The following is a 20,327-nucleotide window of genomic DNA, read 5'->3' on the forward strand; positions in this document are numbered from 1 at the left end:
TCCTTAAGCTAAGTTTCTATCTTTAATTGCTGTTGCAAGCATGTCTAACATTGTCGCGGTATCTTCCCAGCTTAGACACGGATCGGTAATCGACTTGCCGTATTCTAGGTTGTTGATATCCGTCATTGGCTGGTTACCTTCTTTAATGAAGCTTTCCGCCATGATGCCTGCAATTTGATTTTTGTTAGATTTGATCTGTTCACAGATGTCTTTTGCAACGTCTAACTGCTTGCGGTGTTGCTTTTCACAGTTAGCGTGGCTGAAGTCTACGACTAAACGTTGAGGCAAGTCGAACTCAGCAAGCTGCTTACATGCGCTATCAACAGATTCTGCATCAAAGTTTGGACCTTTATCACCACCACGTAGAATGACGTGACCGTATGGGTTGCCTGAAGTGCGGTAAACCGTCATACGACCATTTTTATCTGGTGAGTAGAAGTAGTGAGAAGCTTGTGATGCGCGAATTGCATCAATAGCGATCTTGATGTTGCCGTTTGTCGCGTTTTTGAAGCCAACAGGGCAAGACAGTGCTGAAGCCATTTCACGGTGAATCTGAGATTCTGTAGTACGAGCACCAATTGCGCCCCAAGTGATTAGGTCTGCAATGTATTGGCCCGTGATCATATCAAGGAATTCAGTCGCAGTTGCTAGGCCAAGCTTGTTGATATCAAGCAGAAGCTGACGTGCTTTGTTTAAACCTGTTTCCAATGCGTATGAACCATCAAGGTTTGGATCGGTAATCAGACCTTTCCAACCTACAACCGTGCGCGGTTTCTCGAAGTAGGTTCTCATTACAACAAACAATTCGTCTTTGTATTGTTCTTGAATTTGGCTCAGGCGCTCAGCGTAATCAAGTGCCGCTTCTGTATCGTGAACAGAGCAAGGGCCTACGATAACTAGTAGGCGGTTATCACGACCAGTTAGGATATCTTCGATTTGGCGGCGAGAATTTGCAATACGCTCAGCAACGTCGTCAGTAATTGGGTGTGCGTTGCCTAATTCGGCAGGAGTTGGCATAGGACCCAGAGCTTGGGTTCTCAACTCATCAGTTTTTAATGGCATGTGATAGCTTTTTTATTCTATTGCGAAGTGGTTAAGATAACGGAATTGAACCGAGGAATAAACTCTCTTAAGTCAAAGTTATCTCTGTTATTACTAATATTCTTATTTTTATCAGCAGCCCGACGCTAAATACGGGATTTTCACTTGTATTAACAGGCAGCTATCGGTATTTTCGGTTGAACACAACATAAAAATGCTGGAGCAGCAATGACTCAAGAAAATCAAAGCACTTTGCACCCAGAACTAGTCTTAGGCGATGTGCTGCCTTCTTATAACGATAATAATAATTCCAACCACTTGTACGTCTCTCTATCTGAATTGGTCATGGATCGCGTCTTCTACCATCCAAGTATTGAAAGCCATTTAGATACACTTTCTGATATAGAGCAAACCTCTCTGGACGCTATTCTTGGTGGCAAAAGCGTTGATGAGCATTTCGTTTCTACCTTAGTTACGGCGATTCAAGTGGCAGTTCAACCAAATCATGCTTCTGTACGCATCGCGTTAAGCAACGCTGACAGCTGCGGCTTTCGCTCGCTTTTAGGCGGTAATTGCGAAGTAGAAGAAGTAAACCCAGCATTTGGTGTTCGTGGTGTTGCGCGTTATGCGACGCAAGAATACAGCAAAGCCTTTGCATTAGAGTGTCAGGTCGTTAAGGCTCTGCGTGAACAAGGCATTAATGTAGAAGTGGTAGTTCCTTATGTGCGCGCATTAAGCGACGCGGCTAAGATCATCGATTTACTTGCAGAACAAGGTTTGCCTCGTGGTTTGAATGGCTTGAAGGTGTTGTTCTCATGTGACGTGCCATCTGCCGTTCTACTGAGTGAACGTCTACTGCATTACTTTGATGGTGTGGTAGTGAATGTCGACAGCCTAGCGTCTTTTACGCTTGGTGTTGATAAGCAGAATGAAGCGCAGCAACACGCTTTTGACCCACAGAACGAAGCGGTAATTACGCTGTTAGACATGATTGTGAAAGCGACACAGAACGCTAAGAAACCTGTTTTGCTTGTGACTCAAGGCTTGGTTGATTATCCGCGTTTACAAGGTTACATCGCTGACCTTGAAGGTGTTGAAACCGTCGTGACGGCATAATTTAGGCTATTGCTTTTATTAATCAGCTTGCTGTATGAGTTGATACTAAGCGCTAACGCCTTGAGAATGAAAGAGATATCATTGTGTGGTGATATCTCTTTTTTGTAACATTTTTTTGACATTTAAATCGTTAGTCGATTAACTGGTCTGATGACTAATTAGGCTAGGTGATTCGAATGTTAACCCCTCTACAAAAAGCAAATTTCTATTTAAGCATGTTTGGCTTTTTCAAAGTCCCACTCATCTGGCTGTGTCGACCAAAGCTTCTGGTTCTCGACAACGAGCGTGTAGAGGTGAAAATTCCACTCAGAAGACGAACCAAAAACCATTTAAATAGTATGTACTTCGGTGTTTTAGCTGTAGGTGCGGATGTAGCAGGCGGCTTTCTTGCGATGAGTAAATCTCAACAGCAAGGTGAGAAGATTTCTTTGGCGTTTAAAGGGGTGACTGGTAACTTTTTGAAGCGCCCCGAAGGTGATGTGCATTTCACTTGTACTGATGGTGAGTTGATCAACACTATGCTGGCAGAAACCATGTCGACCGGGGAGCGAGTGAATCAGCCAGTAACCATTATCGCAACGTGCCCATCTCTGCATGGCGATGAGCCAATGGCAGAATTTACGCTCACGCTTTCCATCAAAAAGATCCCATCTCGAAAGTAGTCACAAGTGGCAGTTCATAATGATATTGGGTGGGATTCAAATCAAAAAAACGGTATGTGAATGTATATCCACATGCCGTAATAGTAACATTCGTCTTAGCACTATGACTCTTGTGTGATTTGCTCGATATCGACAATCTTTGAACGGTTCATGACTATCTTCCAACGATAGTAAGTTGGTTCGTTGTCGTGGTTGTTCTCTTTGATGATCAGGTTGAGTAGGTGACGCTTCTCAACGGACTCTTGACTCACTTGGCCTTCATTCAATCGATAAATCTTGTTTGAGCCCTTATCCATTAAGCGTGTCAGCGCTCTTAAGCTGATCGATAAGGTTTCACGCGTTTCCTCGTAGCCACTCATAAAGGTTGATGTCGACATCTCCGTATGTGAGCGATAATGCAAGATTTGCTCTTCACGCTGCACCACACGTTTTTTGCGTATCGACTGAATTCGGTCAGCGAGTTTTGAAAAGCTTGCGTAGTCCAACCACTCGAGTTTATGACCGACTGACTTATTGGTCGTTGGGTCGTAATAACGGCGTTTCCACTTTGGCTTGCCTTTACGAAGCCAGCGCCAAAGAATATCTCTTAAATCGTCTTTGAAGATCTCGCGTAGCGCATAGATAAAAGACATCGCGACGATGAAAGAAGCGGTAATCTCTCCCAGGAAATCTCGGGCTAAGATAACCGTTGTGGTTACAACCACCATCACTAAGCCTGTCGCAACACCTTTCACGGCTCGTTTAACGTTTTTACCCATCGAGGTGGTTTTCTCTTTGAGTACGATAGGGTGTTCAATCAAACGACGCAGTAAGCGCATTTTGTTACTCAAGCGGGTTATGTCTTCTCGCACCTTGGCAGAGTTGTATCGGTTCAGCTTTCGGTGAGCGGTCTCTTTATCGCAAAGGGTTAACAGGCGCTCTTTAATGGTTGAATACTCGCTACCACGAGGCATGTGTGACACTAGCGATAGGAATTTTTGCTCGGTGTACCAAGATAGGTAGTTGTCTATATTCGCGTAGTAGCGTTTCAAGTTTTCTTCATAAGGGATACTTCGGCGTAGCTTCTTTAATATGTCTAACGCCAGTTCGATAACCTCATCCACTTCGTCTGCCGTTACGTCGTCACTATCATTTTTGTTTAAGCTGCTGACGGCTTTATCTAGAGCGATAACGTATTGGTAGGCGAACAAGCTCAAACTTACACGGTATTGAGTGGTAGACAGTCGTCCCCGTTTTGCCAAACGGCTGTGTACCAGAGGCAGTAGTGTTTTATCACTGTAGTACGCGCGTTTTTGAGTTATTGAGCTATAGAAAAATGCGCTCTCAGAAAGTACTTCTGGAGTGAGTCCAAGTTCACCGGGAATGAATAGATAAACGTCCATGTCGAGCTTTTTTGTCTTAGCCATTGCATGGTTAATTTTGAGTGTTATCGCATCTTGTTTATCAACGGTGATCAACGATGGCTCCTAGAATGTAAAAATATGAATGAAACTAGCGAAAGCATATCAGAGATCACGTATAATCTCCGCCAAATTTAAAGTAGAGACAATCTTGATGATTAATATTGGTCAAATAAACAACTTAGAAGTAGTAAAACAAGCAGATTTCGGTGTATTCCTTGACGCTAGCGACTATGGAACGGTGTTGTTGCCGAAACGATTTACTCCTGAAGGTGTTGAAATTGGTCAAAAGTTAGATGTGTTCTTATACATTGATTCTGACAACCAGATCGCTGCAACGACTGAAAAACCTATCGCACAAGTTGGCCAGTTTGGCTTGATGACTGTTGAAGGTGTAAACAGCACCGGTGCATTCATGAACTGGGGCGTGAAAGGTAAAGACCTACTAGTTCCTTTCAGCGAACAACGTGGTCGATTAAACGAAGGCCAGTCAATTTTAGTATATGTGTACATTGATAAAGCATCTAGCCGCATTGTAGGTACAACTAAGTTTAACAAATGGTTAGACAACACTCCGGCGAATTACAAACGTAACCAGCAAGTGGACTTAATCATCGCTGAGCGCAGCCAACTAGGCTACAAAGCGATCGTTAACGGCGAACACTGGGGCATGATTTTCCCATCAGACATTATCGGTAAATTATTTATTGGTAAGACGCTGAAAGGCTACATTAAAAACATTCGTGAAGAAGACGGTAAGATTGACCTTTCTCTTCAGAAAGTGGGCGTAGCTAAGATGGATGACCTAAGCGTTAAGATCTTAGACTTGCTTGAGAAGAAAGGCGGCTTTTTGCCTTTGAATGATAAGTCTTCACCTGAAGCGATCTTCTCTGCTTTCAGAACCAGCAAAGGTACATTCAAAAAGACCATCGGTGGCTTGTACAAGGCTGGCAAGATCTCTATCGATAAAGAAGGCATCAGCCTAGCTTAATAAGCCAAACCCTCGGTTAAAAAAAAGCCCAAACTTTCCTGTTTGGGCTTTTTGTTTGTTCTCCTATCTGCCTATTCAGCGGTAGGGCTGGAATTGTGGCTAGAACAGGTTTTTATCACGCACTAACTCTCGCGGCAGACCGTTTTTAACTCGATTGCCAACCCACTTACCAAGGCCAATGATTGCGCCATTGTATTTGACCAGTACTTCCCCTTTGCCGGATAAGCCTTCCGGGCGAACGTCTCGTCCCTTGAACCACTCACGAGCATCTTCGATAGTGAGCTCCACGATGTTCGTTTCATTGCCCGTGGCTAATGTCGTTGCCACTTGGTGTTGCCAACGGTAGCCTTTTTTATGGGTTTCTGCGATCTTGATGCCCATGCGAGAGAAACGGAATTCACCGATCATTGGCTCCAATGCTTCGGGGAATAGCCAAACGTCTTTGTCACGAATCCAGACTTGAGTATCTGATGGTAGCTCGATATCCAATGTACTTAAAAGCTGTTCAGCAACTTCTTGTTGTGCTTTCTTCGAAGCCTTCTCAAATGGGAACTTACCTAAACGCTTTTTCACTTCTGGTGGTGTCACAGACGCTAATTTTCGGATACGAGCAACGAAGAAACCTTCAGAGTCATAAACCTGAGGGAAGATGTGTAGGAAGCCTTCTTCTGTCGTAGTTGCTTTCGCGTTATCGAATAGGGATTCGAGAGATTCAAATTCCACCGCATCACCAAAGGTCTCTTTTAAGTGATGACATACCTGTTGGTTTTCTTCTGTGCTTAACGTACAAGTTGAGTAGACCAATACACCATTAGGTTTTAGAGCGTGGAATGCACTTTCAATGAGGTCTTTTTGCGTGTCTGCAATCTCAACAACTGATTGATACGTCCAGTTTTTCATAGCATCGGCATCTTTACGAATTGTGCCTTCACCAGAGCAGGGGGCATCTAGTAATACAGCGTCGAATTGTTCTGGTAACCAGCCACCAAACACGCGACCATCAAAATTACTTAGCGCTGCATTTCTTACGCCGCAGCGTTCAATGTTAGCGTGAAGCACTTTAACTCTGCTTGCTGCGTATTCATTGGCAACCAACACACCACAGTTGTTCATCAGCGCTGCAATTTGAGTGGTTTTAGAACCTGGAGCCGCAGCGGTATCTAAAACTGCTTGATAGTTTTCTTCACCTTGGAAAAGCGCTGACGGTGGCATCATTGAGCTGGCTTCTTGGATGTAGAACAAACCAGACATGTGCTCGGCAGTATTACCTAGTGGCGCTTCAGTTTCATCTGCAGTGATCCAAAAACCCGTTTCACACCAAGGTACTGGTTCCAGTTCCCAACCTTTATCTTTTGCGCGCACCAGAAAGTCTTCAACACTGATTTTGAGAGTGTTCACTCGAATACTTTTACGAAGTGGCTTTTGACAAGAAGCGACAAATGAAGCCATATCTAAATGGCTAGGCATGATGCTTTCAATATGAGTAAGAAATTCTTCTGGGATATATACGTTAGCGTGCAAAAGGGTATCTCGATTTTTAGCGTGAATGCGGGCAGTTTAAAGCAAAATGAGACTGTCCTAAACCAAATTTGCTTTAAACAATAAAAATGCAGCCCACAGGCTGCATTTAGATGTGAATTGTCGGTTATGCGCTCAGAGGACTGGAGCTATGAGTCAAGTCTATGGGCGAGGGATGGCCGTTCTCCACGATTTCCACTCGTCTTCCGCTTTAGGGTACAAGTAGAATGACTGGTCTTCTTCTGCCAAAGGCTGCAGTTCATCGCTTGGCGGTGTTGAGAAAGTAATACCACCTCTGATTAAGCTATCGACAGTACCTGCCTTGATGTTTGCACCAGACAAGCCGATAGACACATCCACACCTGATACATTCCAGAAGACACTGTTGGCACGAATTAAGTAAGCGAACTCTGGTTTGATTTGAATCGTAGAGATAATACGATCTGCAAACTCGCCAAGTTGAACGTCAATGACTGTACCGATTTCTAATTCGCGGAACAGAATTGGCGTACCTTCTGATACCGAACCACGGCTCTCGCTTTGTAGTGTGAAAATCTTGCCTTCAGGTTGAAGTGGACCATTACTTAGCTTGAATGCTGTGGTTTTGTTTCCTTTACCCGGTTCAACTTTAATGTGCTTAGAAATCAGAGAAGAGACATTCTTAATCCCATTCAAACCAATCTCTGGCTCAGCTAGCCAAAAATGGCTGCCGGCAACAGCTATCTTATCGACATACTCAGGCAGGATACGAGCCGTAATCTCAATGCCACCTTTAGTGAAATTCGGAACGACTAAAGTCACTTCACCGACATTGACGCCTTGATATTTAATTGGCGTGCCTTTGCTGACTTCTTGGTCACCTGACGACGTAATCGTTATGGCACGGCCAAATTTACGAGCAGATTTAGAGTCGTTATAGAGCTTCCAAACATCACCGAGTTTGTTGTCGATACCCGGTAGTGAATCAAATGCAATGCCACCTTGAATTAGTGTTTTTACCGGAGCTGCTTTGATGCTAATACCAGACAAAGACGCGTCGACTTCAACACCAGAACGATTCCAAAACACGGTATTGTTGTTTATTAGGTGCGTGTAGCGGTTTTCAATGCTTGCCTGGATTCTTACTCCGCCGTCAGCAAGGTGAAAATCACTCACACTACCGACTTGTAGGTTGCGGTAGAGTAGTGGGCTACCTTTAGAAATTGATGGTAACTCACTTGCGAACAGCGATAGTGTTTTAGAGCCAGATAGGTTGAGCTTTGCAATCTCAGCTAACGATTTGCTTTGGAAAAGTTGGTAGCTTTCTCTTGTTTGGTCTTTACCTTCGCTCACGAAGCTAATAGAGCCTGTCAGTAGCTGTTTTGCTGGCGGGACGGTCACACTTAACCCAGATTCCGTCAATTCAGCACTTGCGCTGCCGGTTACGAAGAAGCGGTTATTACTCTTGATAAGGTGAGCGTATTGATTGTCGATCAGCGCGTCCATGAACACTTCGTGCTTATCGCTGCCGGTGCCAACTCCATCAACTAAACCTACTTTGATGATTGAGCCAACAGGTATGCCTTTATAGAGTAGTTGTGTGCCTACATCGAGACCAAAAGAGTTGTTCGAGGTAAGGCGAATAGCAATGGACTTTTCTTGCTCTTGGCTATATTCCGTTTTGCGAATCGCAGTGAAACGTCGTGCTTTTTCACCTTCACCTGGGACTAGCGTTAAGAAGTTGCCCGTCACCAAGTTAGCGATGTTCTTCATTCCTGTCAGCGATAGTTCAGCTTCTTCGAGAATGAACTTACTGCCACTATTAAGGAAATCACTGAACGCAGGTTGGATAGCTGCAGATGCGATGACATTTTCACGGCCTTCGCTGAGTGATAAGTCGGTAATTTGTCCAATTTCGATGCCGCGGTACATGATTGGAGCACCAGTTGCACTGATCTTATTGTCATCAGGGACCGCAATCTTAATAGAGATACCACGACCAGCGGTTTTTAGATCTGGGTAGAGTTTGAACTTGGTGTTCATCTCAACCGGCTGACCATCTCCTGGTGAGTCTACGGCGATAGAGCCACCTAACAGAGCGCTTAGGCTTTCCAAGTGGACATCAACACCAGAAAATCCAATACTTGCCCCTAAGCCGCTGACGTTCCAGAAACGGCTTTGGTCGGTAATGATATGGCTGTATTCATCTTTAATAGCCGCTTGAATTGTGACTGACTTTCCGCTTTCGTTAAGCTGATAGTTGTAGACCTCACCGATTGGGATTTTACGATAAACAATCTGAGAGCCGACAGAGACGCCTCCCAAATCTTTTGTGGTCAGTGATATGTTCAAGCCATCGGCAGCTAATAAGTCAGAAGGCGCAGACTCCAAAGCTTGGAAAACAGTTTCTGGCTCTTGTTTGGTCTCACTTGGGTGAATCGCAATGTAGTTACCGGATACCAGCGCATCTAGCCCAGAAATTCCAGACAAGCTTGCGGTCGGCTTCACTAACCAAAAACGAGTGCCTTTAGACAGAAGCTTTTTCGCTTCCGGATAGATATCAGCATCAACATAGATATTAGATAAGTCTTTCGAGAGGGTAATATCGCGGACCATACCCACTTCTAAGCCTTGGTAGCGAATCGTGGTGCGTCCTGCGACTAAGCCTGCCGCATCTGAGAAGTAGATCTGCACACGCTGGCCTGCATCATGGACTGACTTCATTACTAGCCAGCCCGCAAGCGCGACGGTGAGGATCGGCAGAATCCATAAAGGAGAAATTCCTTTGTTTTTTCTGACTTCCGGCGAATATGATGTTTGTGATTGGTTATTGTCGTTCATTCACTGACTCATCTTTAGAGGTATAGTTATCCCAAATTAGCCTAGGATCTAAGCTTTCCGCTGCCAGCATTGTTAGAACAACAACCACGCCGAAAGCGACTGCACCATAACCTGGTGTGAAGTTTAAAATTTGTCCACGGTCGACCAATGTCATCATGATCGAAATAACGAACAGATCCATAACGGACCATTTCCCCACCCATTTCACGATAAAATAGATGGTCATGCGTTGTCTGTGGTAAAGCGCTCGTTTCATTTGAATACAAATCAATATGTAAGCAAGCCCAAGAATTTTGGCCACGGGAACGACAATACTCGCAATAAAAATGATGGCAGCGATGCCGTACATGTCGCTATTAATTAAAGAGGCGACACCGGAAATGATCGTATCTTCGAGTCGTTGGCCGTTTGTAATAAGAATAGATATAGGAATCACGTTCGCTGGCACAATCGCGACGGCGGCAGCAAAAAGCAGTGCCCATGTCTTTTGCATCGAGTAAGGCTTGCGGTGATACAAAGCATGATGACAACGAACACAAGCGTGACCGTCAGGCTGAGAAAGGTGGCAGTTGTGGCAGTGCACGTTTTTGTTTTTGGTAAAACTATATTCCGATTCTTTTGCCCACGCTTCCCAATAGCGGCGAACACTAATGCGGCTCACCAGTAACACGCTAAATAGTTGGAGTAAGATCAGGCCAATTAAACCGGGACCAACAAAAATGTCAGAGTAGTCTTGTAGCTTAAAACAGGAGATCGCCACGCTCACTAAGAACACATCCAACATCATCCAATGCTTTAAGATTTGAATGATGACTAGCGAGTAGCGAAATGGTGTAAAGAGGCCAAAGCGAAGAGAGAAGTGGCTGATTAGTACAGAACTACAAACGAGCAACGGCGCTATTGAACTACAGAATAAGATGAGTAAGCCGAGCAGTGGAAAACCTTCATTCATCAAAGTAAATACGCCGGATGGCAGCGTAGCGGGAATCATCACCCCGATAAGACGAATGCTAATGAAATCAAAAAAGTGGGACGGGATAAACAGTAACAAGCATGTGATCGCGATTGCTAGGTTTCCAGAAAGGCTAGGGGTGCCACCTCGGTAAAGCTGGGTACCACACCTCGGGCAATAGGCGGACTTTCCTAGTGGGATGTCTACCTTGTCGATAGGAAGCTCACAGCCCTGACACAAACGAACAGAGCTGCTGTCGCTTTGATGCTTGGTCGTTGATAAACCTTGAGTTGCAGATGGGGAGGTCACGCGACCTCCCATATTGAATTGTGTGTCAGTTTAGAAGTGTGGTGTATGTGGTTAGGACAATAACTATCAGGCGTGCGATTGCACACTGCCATAGAGTGTTTGATAAAGTCCTTGTTGTTCAACCAGTTCACCATGTGTTCCCGTCTGTGTGACTTGTCCATCTTCTAAAACATAGATTAGATCGGCTTGTTTCACCGCTGATAAGCGATGAGCCACGATTAAAGTTGTGCGGTCTTTCAAAAACTCACTCAACGCTTTATGCAGTGCAGACTCTGTTGCCGTATCTAATGCTGATGTTGCTTCATCAAGAATAACAAACTTAGGGTTGCTCAGCACCATACGAGCAATGGCTAGACGTTGTCGTTGACCACCTGATAGTCGAACACCGTTCCTACCAATTTGAGTATCCAAGCCGTTACTTAACTGCTTGATCACGTCTTGCATTTGAGAGACTTCAAGCGCGCGCCACAACGACATTTCATTATAGTCAGCGCCAAGGGTCAGATTATGCCTTAATGTATCGTTAAAGAGTATAGGTTGTTGTAAAACAACAGCAATTTGATTGCGTATAATATCAAAACTGATGTCATCGGTAGTTTCACCGTTGTAGCGAATACATCCAGAGTCAGCTTGATAAACCCCAATCAGCAATTGGATTAGCGTAGATTTACCGCCACCACTAGCCCCAACCAATGCCACTTTTTTACCAGCAGGTATGTGCAGCGAGAGGTTATTTAAAACAGTGTTTTCTAATGTGTAAGAGAATGTAACGTTATCAATATCGACCGTCACTTCTTCTTCGTCATTGAATGGGTTCACCTTGCTGACTGGGCGTTTCTCTTCTTCTAGTTGTAGAAGATCATTTATACGTTGTAGCGCTGCTTTAGCGCTATACCAAGAGAATTGAATACCAAGCAGCTCTTGTACCGGGCCTAACATAAACCACAAGTAGCCGAATACAGCAAAGATTTGACCAATGGTTAAGTCACTGAATAGCACCATTAACATAGCTACCGCGCGAAACAGTTCAAAACCTAGTAAGAAGAGTAGAAAGGAAACTCGGCCAGCGGCTTCTGACTGCCATGCATATTTGTCAGCATCGATTCTTACTTGGTTAGCTTGAACCTTGAGTTCATCAAGGAAGATACGTTCTTTGTTAGCTGCACGCAGTTGATAGATGCCATCTAATGTCTCTACTAATCGGTTTTGAAAACGTTCAAACGATTGGTTCTCGTGTTTCTTTAGGTGCTTAACTTTACTGCCTAGTTTACGTGAGAAGTAAATGACAACAGGATTGACCAGTAGAATGAACAGGCCTAAACGCCACTCTAGCCACAATAGAACGATCGCTGTACCGAACACAGTTAAAAAGCTGATTAGGAATTTAGACAGTGTTGAACCAATAAACTTATCGATAGTCTCTATGTCTGTGATTAAGTGAGCATTGATACCGCCACTGCCTTTTGTCTCGTACTGTCTGATGCTGATACGACCAAGTTTGTCGATCATTTTGCTGCGCATCTTATATGTGATGGTTTTAGAGACCAGAGTGAATTGACGTCCTTGAAGGATATTAAGCCCTTGGCTGACTGTACGCATCAAGATGACAAGTAAAAGAGTTAACGCAATATAGCCAGTAGGCGTTTGCATTGAGGTTGGCAGCAGATGATTCATCATCTCAAGTCCAGATGCTGGCTGGTCGAGAAGTACCTCATCCACCATAAGTGGCATCAGCAGTGGGATAGGGACACTGATCAGCGTCGCGAGCACGGCAATGATGTTGGCAAACACCAGTTTGGACTTGTGTTTTTTTACTTGAGTTATCAGCCAAGAACGGCTAATAGTGTCATCTGAATTGGTCATTTTAATGAGAATAAGTCCTATTTAGGTGGGTGGTCGCATTCTACTGTGTTCTCTTAATAATGGAAGTCTCAATTTAATTGGAAGTTAATAATGAAAATAGAACATTACCATCGCTTAACCAAACAAGCCGTTGCATTAATCGAATCAGAAACCGATATGATCGCAAATTTGTCAAATATCAGTGCATTACTGTCGATGGAACTTGACGATCTTAACTGGGCAGGCTTTTACTTAATGAAGGGCGATGAATTGGTTCTTGGTCCATTTCAAGGTAAACCTGCATGTGTGCGTATTCCTGTTGGCCGTGGTGTATGTGGTACGGCAGTGGCAAAGAACACTGTCCAACGTATATACGACGTGCATGAGTTTGAGGGTCACATTGCTTGTGATGCGGCAAGTAACTCAGAAATCGTTATTCCGTTTTCGATTGATGGAAAAATCTCGGGTGTGCTTGATATCGATAGCCCAAATGTTGGTCGATTTAGTGAAATTGACGAGGAAGGACTGACGTTTTTCATGGCTGAAGTGGAAAAGCTGCTTAATTCGCACGCGAACAAGGCATAAATTATTCTCTTACTGTGGTTTTTCCCAAGCATCTATCTATAATACGTAAAAATATTTTCTTAATGCTCGCGGAAAACCGCAAAAACCAGGAACCCACATGGAAAACACTGAAAAGTTAAAAAACAGCAAAGAAGTTATCGCATACATTGCTGAATGTTTCCCTAAATGCTTTACTTTAGAAGGTGAAGCGAAGCCACTTAAAATTGGTATTTTTCAAGATCTTGCTGAACGTCTAAATGAAGACGAAAAAGTAAGTAAGACTCAGCTTCGTGCAGCGTTAAGACAGTACACATCATCATGGCGTTACCTGCACGGCGTAAAAGCTGGTGCAGAGCGTGTTGACCTAGACGGCAACGCGTGTGGCACACTAGAAGAAGAGCACGTTGAGCACGCTAAAGCTACACTTGCAGAAAGCAAAGCTAAAGTTCAAGCTCGTCGTAAAGAGCAAGCACAAAAAGCTCGTGAAGAAGGCAAAGCGAAACCTAAGGCGAAGAAAGCTCCACAGCCTCGTCGCCAAGCGCCTAAAGCACCAAAAGTAGAAAAGCCTGTAGAAACACGCGCTTTGAACGCTGACGAATTCATCGCTGGCAAAGAAGTCAATGTGAACATGGGTAAAGGAAACATGGCTGCGACCATTGTTGAAATCAATAAGGAAGATGTACGTGTTCAGTTAGCAAACGGCCTACAAATGGTTGTTAAAGCGGAGCACTTGCGCGCTTAAAGGAGATACTCCTACGCATGAAATGCCGTTCAAAATTGACACTGATTGCTGCTAGCTTTTTGCTAGCAGCTTCAGCTCAGGCTCTTGAAGCCAAATTAGATCAGGACGATTTACCTCTACTCGCTCCTGAGGTCCAACACGAAACTGCTAGTAAACGTGTTACTTCTCGATTTACTCGTTCCCACTATAAACACTTCAATCTCAACGACGATTTTTCTCAAGCTATCTTTAATCGTTACTTAGAGATGCTGGATTATAATCGTAATATCTTCACTCAAGCTGATATTGACTCTTTCTCTGCGGCATCTAAACAAATTGATGATCAGTTAAAAGCAGGCAACAACCAGATTGCTTTCGATGTTTACAATTTGTCTATGCAGAAGCGTTTTGAACGTTTTCAGTATGCACTGTCTTTGCTCGATAACGAGATCAAGTTTGATACCGATGAAACTATTGAACTGAATCGCAGTGAGGCTGCGTGGCCGAAAGATATCGCTGAAGTGAATGAGCTTTGGAGAAAACGCGTTAAATATGATGCGTTGAATCTAAAGCTGACTGGTAAAGAGTGGCCAGAAATTCAAGAAGTTTTGGAAAAGCGTTACAACAATGCGATGAAGCGTATCACGCAATCGCATAACGAAGATGCTTTCCAGATCTACATGAACGCATTTGCGCGAGAGGTTGACCCTCATACTAGTTATCTTTCGCCAAGAAATGCAGAGCAATTCCAATCTGAGATGAACCTATCTCTGGAAGGGATTGGTGCTGTGCTTCAAATGACAGACGACTACACCGTTATTCGTTCTTTAGTTGCTGGTGGACCTGCTTCTAACAGTAAACAGTTGAGTGATGGCGACCGCATTGTTGGTGTTGGTCAAGATGGCGAAGAGATTGTTGATGTTATCGGCTGGCGCTTAGACGATGTAGTACAACTTATCAAAGGCCCGAAAGGGACCAAAGTTAAGCTACAGATCTTGCCAGATGGTAAAGATGCAAAAAGTCACGTTGTCACAATTGTCCGTGACAAGATTCGTCTAGAAGACCGCGCTGTTAAATCAGAAGTTATCGAGAAAGACGGTAAGAAGATTGGTGTACTCGAAGTACCAAGCTTCTACGTTGGTCTTTCGAAAGATACCGACAAGTTGATTACTGAGCTTAAAGAGCAAGGTGTTGAAGGTATTATTGTCGATCTTCGAAACAATGGCGGCGGTGCATTAACCGAAGCAACGGAACTCTCTGGTCTATTTATCAAAGAGGGACCTGTTGTCCAAGTTCGTGACAGCTACGGTCGTGTCAAAGTAAACAGTGACACCGATGGTAAGATTAGCTACCAAGGACCGCTAACGGTTTTAGTGAATCGCTACAGTGCATCGGCATCTGAGATCTTTGCTGCAGCGATGCAGGATTACGGTCGAGCTATTATCCTGGGCGAAAACTCTTTTGGTAAAGGAACGGTACAACAGCACCGCTCTTTGAATCATATTTATGATTTATTTGATAAAGAGTTGGGCTATGTTCAGTACACAATCCAGAAATTCTACCGTATCAACGGTGGCAGTACGCAAAACAAAGGGGTAGTCCCTGATATTGCTTACCCGACACCGATTGACCCAGCAGATACCGGTGAAAGTGTTGAAGATAACGCACTACCTTGGGATAGTATCGACAAAGCGAAATACTCAGTGTTACAACGTAACGATGAGCAGATAGCTGCGTTAACGGCTAAACACCAAGCTCGTATCGCGACAGATATGGAATTTGGCTTTATCGCGCAAGATATTGAAAAATATAAGGCAGATAAAGACGACAACGAACTTTCTTTGAATGAAAAAGTTCGCCAACAAGAGAGTGACGATGCGGAAGCACTACGTTTAGAACGTATCAATCAACGTCAAAAAGCTGCTGATTTAGAGCTGTTTAAAACGTTGGATGATGTTCCTAACGATTACGAAGCGCCAGACGCTTATCTTGATGAGTCGGTTGCAATCATGCTAGATATGATCAATAAATAGGTTTACGACCTGTTGAAATTAAAAAGCGAGCTTAGGCTCGCTTTTTTTGTATCTATTCGGTCTGATGTGACTCTATCTAATTGTTTACTTGGGCTTTTATTGAAAATTAGCGAGGGAGTTCCCCGTGAGTTTTCTAGATTTTCGTTTGGTTAATAATGACATTTAAGTTACTTTGCATTTAAAATTTAGTGACTTGGATCATATTTTTTCGCTTTCTATTCATTACGTGCCTAAGCTTAAAGAAAACGAGGGGACGCTTATGAAATGGATTCTATTATTTTTATCTTGTTTAAGTTTCGCTGCTTTTGGGAGCGGAGTAGCTCCTAATGGTCAACAATCAAAAAGTGACAGCAATCTATCCCATTTTGATCTTCCTTTGTTGCTTGGTGATTGGTATCTGATGAACCCGGATCCAGAGCAAGGCACTGAAAACTTTAGAGCAATCAAGCTGACTCTCGACTCAAACTACTCGTTTACTATCGATATCCAGAAAAAAGACTACAGTGTCGATCATTGGGAAGGTTTATATAACGCTAATGAAGATACGATTATCCTGGGTATGAATACATCTGAGCCACAAGTCTACTCATACAGCAGTAATCACAATATGCTGAATCTCAATGGTGTGATGTTCACAAAAGCATTACCTAATGCACTTGCGGGGATCTGGTCGAGCGCAGAGCTGTCCGGCAGTGACTTGAGAGCGAGCAATATTCAAAAGATGGATTTGGTCCTTCAGCCTGACTTTATCTTCATGTTTCGTGTCTCTGATGATGCTGGCAGCGAAGTAGTTCGTCGTGGTGTCTACTATACGGAAGGGGATCAGCTGGTCCTGCTTTACGAAGATGGTGAACATGGTACTCGTTACACGCTAAACAGTGATGTATTAACGCTCCAAGGTGAGGAGGGAGACATGTTTGCGGTGCTAAACCGTATCCGCTAAATGTCGTTTTGGTCTCTGAAATCCAAGCTTGTTGATAATGTGGTTCTCAGGTCATTTATTAGGCGTTCGTATCTGATTTGATTGATTAAATAGCAAAACATGGAGGCATTTTCTAACAATGCCTCCTTTTTTCAATATTCCCCTTGTGTTCTCGGCGCTCAACCTTTAGATATATACAGTTAAAAATAATTACGTATAACGATCAAAAGGAACTCGTCATGGCACATACACCTCAAGCCAAGTATCGTAAAGATTATCAATCACCATCTCATACTATTTCTGAAATCGATCTCACCTTCGATTTGTACGATTCAGCATCCATCATCACAGCGGTTTCTAGTGTTAAGCAAGAGAAAGACAGCTCGACATTAGTATTGGATGGAGAAGGTTTGAAGTTGGTTTCTGTTTTGGTCGATGGTCAAGAGTGGTCGCAATACGAACAGTCTGAAACTCAACTTACGTTAAACGAACTTCCAAAAGAATTTACGCTAACTGTCGTTACTGAAGTTAACCCTGAAGGGAACACGGCACTAGAAGGCCTTTATAAGTCAGGCGGCGCGTTCTGTACTCAGTGTGAAGCTGAAGGTTTCCGTCGTATCACTTACTACATGGATCGCCCTGATGTACTGGCGAAATTCACAACTACCGTTATCGCGGACAAAGCAGAAAACCCATTCTTATTAAGTAATGGTAACCGTGTTGATGAAGGTGAGGCCGAAAATGGTCGTCACTGGGTTAAATGGCAAGACCCACACCCAAAACCAGCATACCTGTTTGCACTAGTCGCTGGTGATTTCGATGTGCTTCGAGACGCCTACACCACGCAATCGGGCCGTAAAGTTGACCTAGAAATCTTTGTTGATAAAGGCAACCTAGACCGTGCAAACCACGCAATGGTTTCTTTGATTAACTCAATGAAGTGGGATGAAGAGCGCTTTAACTTAGAGTACGACTTAGATATCTACATGATCGTAGCGGTTGATTTCTTCAACATGGGTGCGATGGAGAACAAAGGTCTAAACGTATTTAACTCTAAGTTTGTTCTAGCGAACGACCAAACAGCAACGGATACCGATTATTTAGGTATTGAAGCGGTAATTGGTCACGAATATTTCCACAACTGGACGGGTAACCGAGTGACTTGTCGCGATTGGTTCCAATTGAGCCTGAAAGAAGGCTTAACGGTATTCCGCGACCAAGAGTTCTCTTCAGATCTTGGTTCTCGTGCAGTAAACCGTATCAACAACGTACGTATTATCCGCGGTCCACAATTTGCAGAAGATGCGAGCCCAATGTCTCACCCAATTCGACCAGAAAAAGTGATAGAAATGAATAACTTCTACACTCTGACTGTATACGAAAAGGGCAGCGAAGTGATTCGTATGATTCACACATTACTGGGCGAAGACGGTTTCCAAAAAGGTATGAAGCTTTACTTCGAACGCCACGATGGTACAGCAGCAACGTGTGAAGATTTCGTTGCAGCAATGGAAGATGCATCGGGCGTTGATCTGTCTCAGTTCCGTTTATGGTACAGCCAATCTGGCACACCGACTCTGTCTGTAGAAAGCCATTATGATGCAGAGAAAAAACAGTACACGCTAAAAACTCGCCAGGTAACCGCGCCAACGCATGAGCAAGCTGAAAAGCAAGCCCTGCATATTCCTCTAGACATCGAACTGTACACAGCGACAGGTGATGTGATTGAGTTACAATGTAACGGCAAGCCTGTTCACAATGTGTTAGATGTGAAAGAAGCTGAACAGACTTTTGTGTTCGAAAACGTAAGCGAGAAACCAGTGCCATCATTGCTGCGTGAATTCTCCGCACCAGTAAAACTTGAATACGACTATTCAGATGACGAGCTGATCTTCTTAATGGTGAATGCGCGCAATGAGTTTTCTCGTTGGGATGCGGGTCAAATGCTATTGGCTAAGTACATTCGCGGTAACGTTGAGAACGTTCAACAAGGCCAGAAGTTTGAATTATCAGCGTCTGTTGTTGATGCATTCCGCGGCGTACTACTGAGTGATTCGCTAGAACCGGCATTTATCGCAGAAATGCTGTCACTACCAAGCCACAATGAAGTGTCAGGATGGTATGAGCGTGTTGATATTGATGCTGTCGCGTCAGTGCTTAACTCGATGAAGGTGACGCTAGCAGCAGAGCTTGAAGATGAGTTGGCTGCGGTTTATCACAGCCATGCGCTAACGGACTATACAATTGATCACGACTCAATTGGTAAGCGTACTTTACGTAAAGTTTGTCTAAGCTACTTAGCTCATACAGAGCAGGGTAACGACTTGGTTGTTGAAATGTATAAAACAGCAAACAACATGACTGATACCATGGCTGCAATGGGCGCTGCTAACAGTGCAAAACTGCCTTGTCGCGAAAGCTTGATGTCAGATTACAGCGACAAGTGGAAGCATGATGGACTTGTTATGGATAAATGGTTTGCGCTGCAAGGTACCAACCCAAGTTCAAATGCGCTTGAAGTGATCAAAGAGTCTATGTCACATCAGGCATTCAGCATAAAGAACCCGAACCGCACGCGTAACTTAGTTGGTTCATTCTTTAACATGAACCCGGTTCAATTCCATGATAAGTCGGGACAGGGTTATGCGTTTGCTGGTGAGATCTTACGTGAACTAAACAGCAGTAACCCGCAAGTTGCTTCGCGTCTGATTGATCCACTGCTTAAGTTCCGTAAGTATGATGACGAGCGCCAAGCACTTATTAAAACAGAGCTTGAAACGTTGAAGAACATGGATAACCTTGCAAAAGATCTGTTTGAGAAAGTAACTAAAGCACTAGAAGCTTAAGTGAAGAACTCAATAGTGTGAGCAGTTTGCTAAGAAGCGGTTTACTCATATAGAAAATTCATCAGTGGTAGAGAGCATCTACCACTGATTTTTTGTTTATAGGGGATCGATATTTAAGTAAGCTAAAGTTAATTCCCCAGCTTTTTAGACCGAACGTTTTTACAGTTAGACATCCTTAAGTGCCAAAAACACTAATACTGTACATTTATACAGGCATCGTATGAATCACTATATTTTCCAACTTAACATCTCATATCAGCAATTTCTGGCCAGTTATTCGGGTGCGGCAAGTCAAGTTCAAGTAATAACAACAACAGGATTGCGCATACAGTTACCTGCAACTCGATTCAGACCTTTTCTTACACAAATAGGGGTTAGAGGGCAATTTAGGCTGACAACTGACCAAAAAAATAAGTTTATCAAGTTGGAAGCTCTGTAAAGCTTGGTGTGCCTAGTGAGTTAAAAGGAATCTTAATCACATAATCAAACATTTCACCTCCTACCACAGTTAAAACAATTAACCATTTTTCAATAATGCTTTTACAATAAACCAATGCATTACCTTTGCTTAACTCGTTAGTAGACAAGCG

The 20,327-nt window shown here is 43.6% G+C and carries 15 protein-coding genes; 9 read left to right on the forward strand and 6 right to left on the reverse strand.

Annotated features, from left to right (window positions below; all coding sequences use genetic code 11):
* Nucleotides 1-3: 3 nt before the first annotated feature.
* The gene (locus BTO10_RS13525) at nt 4-1,062 is read right to left on the reverse strand and encodes a 3-deoxy-7-phosphoheptulonate synthase (protein WP_105024852.1); all 1,059 of its coding nucleotides are present in this window, start codon (nt 1,060-1,062) and stop codon (nt 4-6) included.
* 207 nt (nt 1,063-1,269) lie between these two features.
* On the opposite strand from BTO10_RS13525, the gene BTO10_RS13530 reads away from it, so the two are divergent.
* Nucleotides 1,270-2,157, forward strand: a complete 888-nt coding sequence (locus BTO10_RS13530; RefSeq protein WP_105024853.1) for a putative PEP-binding protein — start codon at nt 1,270-1,272, stop codon at nt 2,155-2,157.
* 176 nt (nt 2,158-2,333) lie between these two features.
* The gene (locus tag BTO10_RS13535; protein WP_105024854.1) at nt 2,334-2,819 is read left to right on the forward strand and encodes a PaaI family thioesterase; all 486 of its coding nucleotides are present in this window, start codon (nt 2,334-2,336) and stop codon (nt 2,817-2,819) included.
* A 101-nt stretch (nt 2,820-2,920) separates the two neighbouring features.
* Here BTO10_RS13535 and BTO10_RS13540 read toward each other — a convergent pair whose 3' ends face one another.
* Nucleotides 2,921-4,276, reverse strand: coding sequence for a hypothetical protein (locus tag BTO10_RS13540; protein ID WP_105024855.1), 1,356 nt, complete (start codon nt 4,274-4,276; stop codon nt 2,921-2,923).
* Between the two features lie 28 nt (nt 4,277-4,304).
* Between BTO10_RS13540 and BTO10_RS13545 the strand changes: the two genes are divergently transcribed.
* On the forward strand, nt 4,305-5,210 hold the full coding sequence (locus BTO10_RS13545) for a CvfB family protein (RefSeq protein ID WP_181143980.1): 906 nt from the start codon (nt 4,305-4,307) through the stop codon (nt 5,208-5,210).
* A gap of 99 nt (nt 5,211-5,309) precedes the next feature.
* On the opposite strand, the gene rsmF is transcribed toward BTO10_RS13545, so the two are convergent.
* The 4 genes from rsmF to BTO10_RS13570 form a co-directional block, all read right to left on the reverse strand.
* Entirely contained in the window at nt 5,310-6,731 is a 1,422-nt protein-coding gene (gene rsmF / locus BTO10_RS13550; protein ID WP_105024856.1) for a 16S rRNA (cytosine(1407)-C(5))-methyltransferase RsmF, read from the reverse strand.
* 159 nt (nt 6,732-6,890) lie between these two features.
* Nucleotides 6,891-9,548: a PqiB family protein gene (locus tag BTO10_RS13560; protein WP_105024858.1), complete on the reverse strand. Its 2,658-nt coding sequence runs from the start codon at nt 9,546-9,548 to the stop codon at nt 6,891-6,893.
* Entirely contained in the window at nt 9,535-10,821 is a 1,287-nt protein-coding gene (locus tag BTO10_RS13565) for a paraquat-inducible protein A (protein ID WP_105024859.1), read from the reverse strand. The genes BTO10_RS13560 and BTO10_RS13565 overlap by 14 nt, the downstream gene beginning before the upstream one ends.
* A gap of 54 nt (nt 10,822-10,875) precedes the next feature.
* A complete protein-coding gene (locus BTO10_RS13570; protein ID WP_105024860.1) occupies nt 10,876-12,672 on the reverse strand; it encodes an ABC transporter ATP-binding protein in 1,797 nt (598 codons plus the stop codon).
* 90 nt (nt 12,673-12,762) lie between these two features.
* Here BTO10_RS13570 and BTO10_RS13575 point away from each other — a divergent pair, with 90 nt between their 5' ends.
* The 6 genes from BTO10_RS13575 (at nt 12,763) to BTO10_RS13600 (ending at nt 20,176) form a co-directional block, all read left to right on the forward strand.
* Nucleotides 12,763-13,236, forward strand: coding sequence for a GAF domain-containing protein (locus tag BTO10_RS13575; RefSeq protein ID WP_004742320.1), 474 nt, complete (start codon nt 12,763-12,765; stop codon nt 13,234-13,236).
* A gap of 97 nt (nt 13,237-13,333) precedes the next feature.
* Nucleotides 13,334-13,957, forward strand: a complete 624-nt coding sequence (gene proQ / locus BTO10_RS13580; protein ID WP_004742319.1) for an RNA chaperone ProQ — start codon at nt 13,334-13,336, stop codon at nt 13,955-13,957.
* Nucleotides 13,958-13,974: 17 nt separating this feature from the next.
* Nucleotides 13,975-15,969: a carboxy terminal-processing peptidase gene (gene prc / locus BTO10_RS13585; protein ID WP_105024861.1), complete on the forward strand. Its 1,995-nt coding sequence runs from the start codon at nt 13,975-13,977 to the stop codon at nt 15,967-15,969.
* Between the two features lie 259 nt (nt 15,970-16,228).
* A complete protein-coding gene (locus BTO10_RS13590; protein ID WP_105024862.1) occupies nt 16,229-16,912 on the forward strand; it encodes a hypothetical protein in 684 nt (227 codons plus the stop codon).
* A 218-nt stretch (nt 16,913-17,130) separates the two neighbouring features.
* Nucleotides 17,131-19,737, forward strand: coding sequence for an aminopeptidase N (gene pepN / locus BTO10_RS13595; RefSeq protein ID WP_105024863.1), 2,607 nt, complete (start codon nt 17,131-17,133; stop codon nt 19,735-19,737).
* Between the two features lie 220 nt (nt 19,738-19,957).
* Entirely contained in the window at nt 19,958-20,176 is a 219-nt protein-coding gene (locus BTO10_RS13600) for a DUF2835 domain-containing protein (protein WP_102425630.1), read from the forward strand.
* The last annotated feature ends 151 nt before the right edge of the window (nt 20,177-20,327 follow it).

Source organism: Vibrio chagasii, assembly GCF_002954585.1.
In the GTDB taxonomy this organism is placed as follows: Bacteria; Pseudomonadota; Gammaproteobacteria; order Enterobacterales; family Vibrionaceae; genus Vibrio; species Vibrio chagasii_A.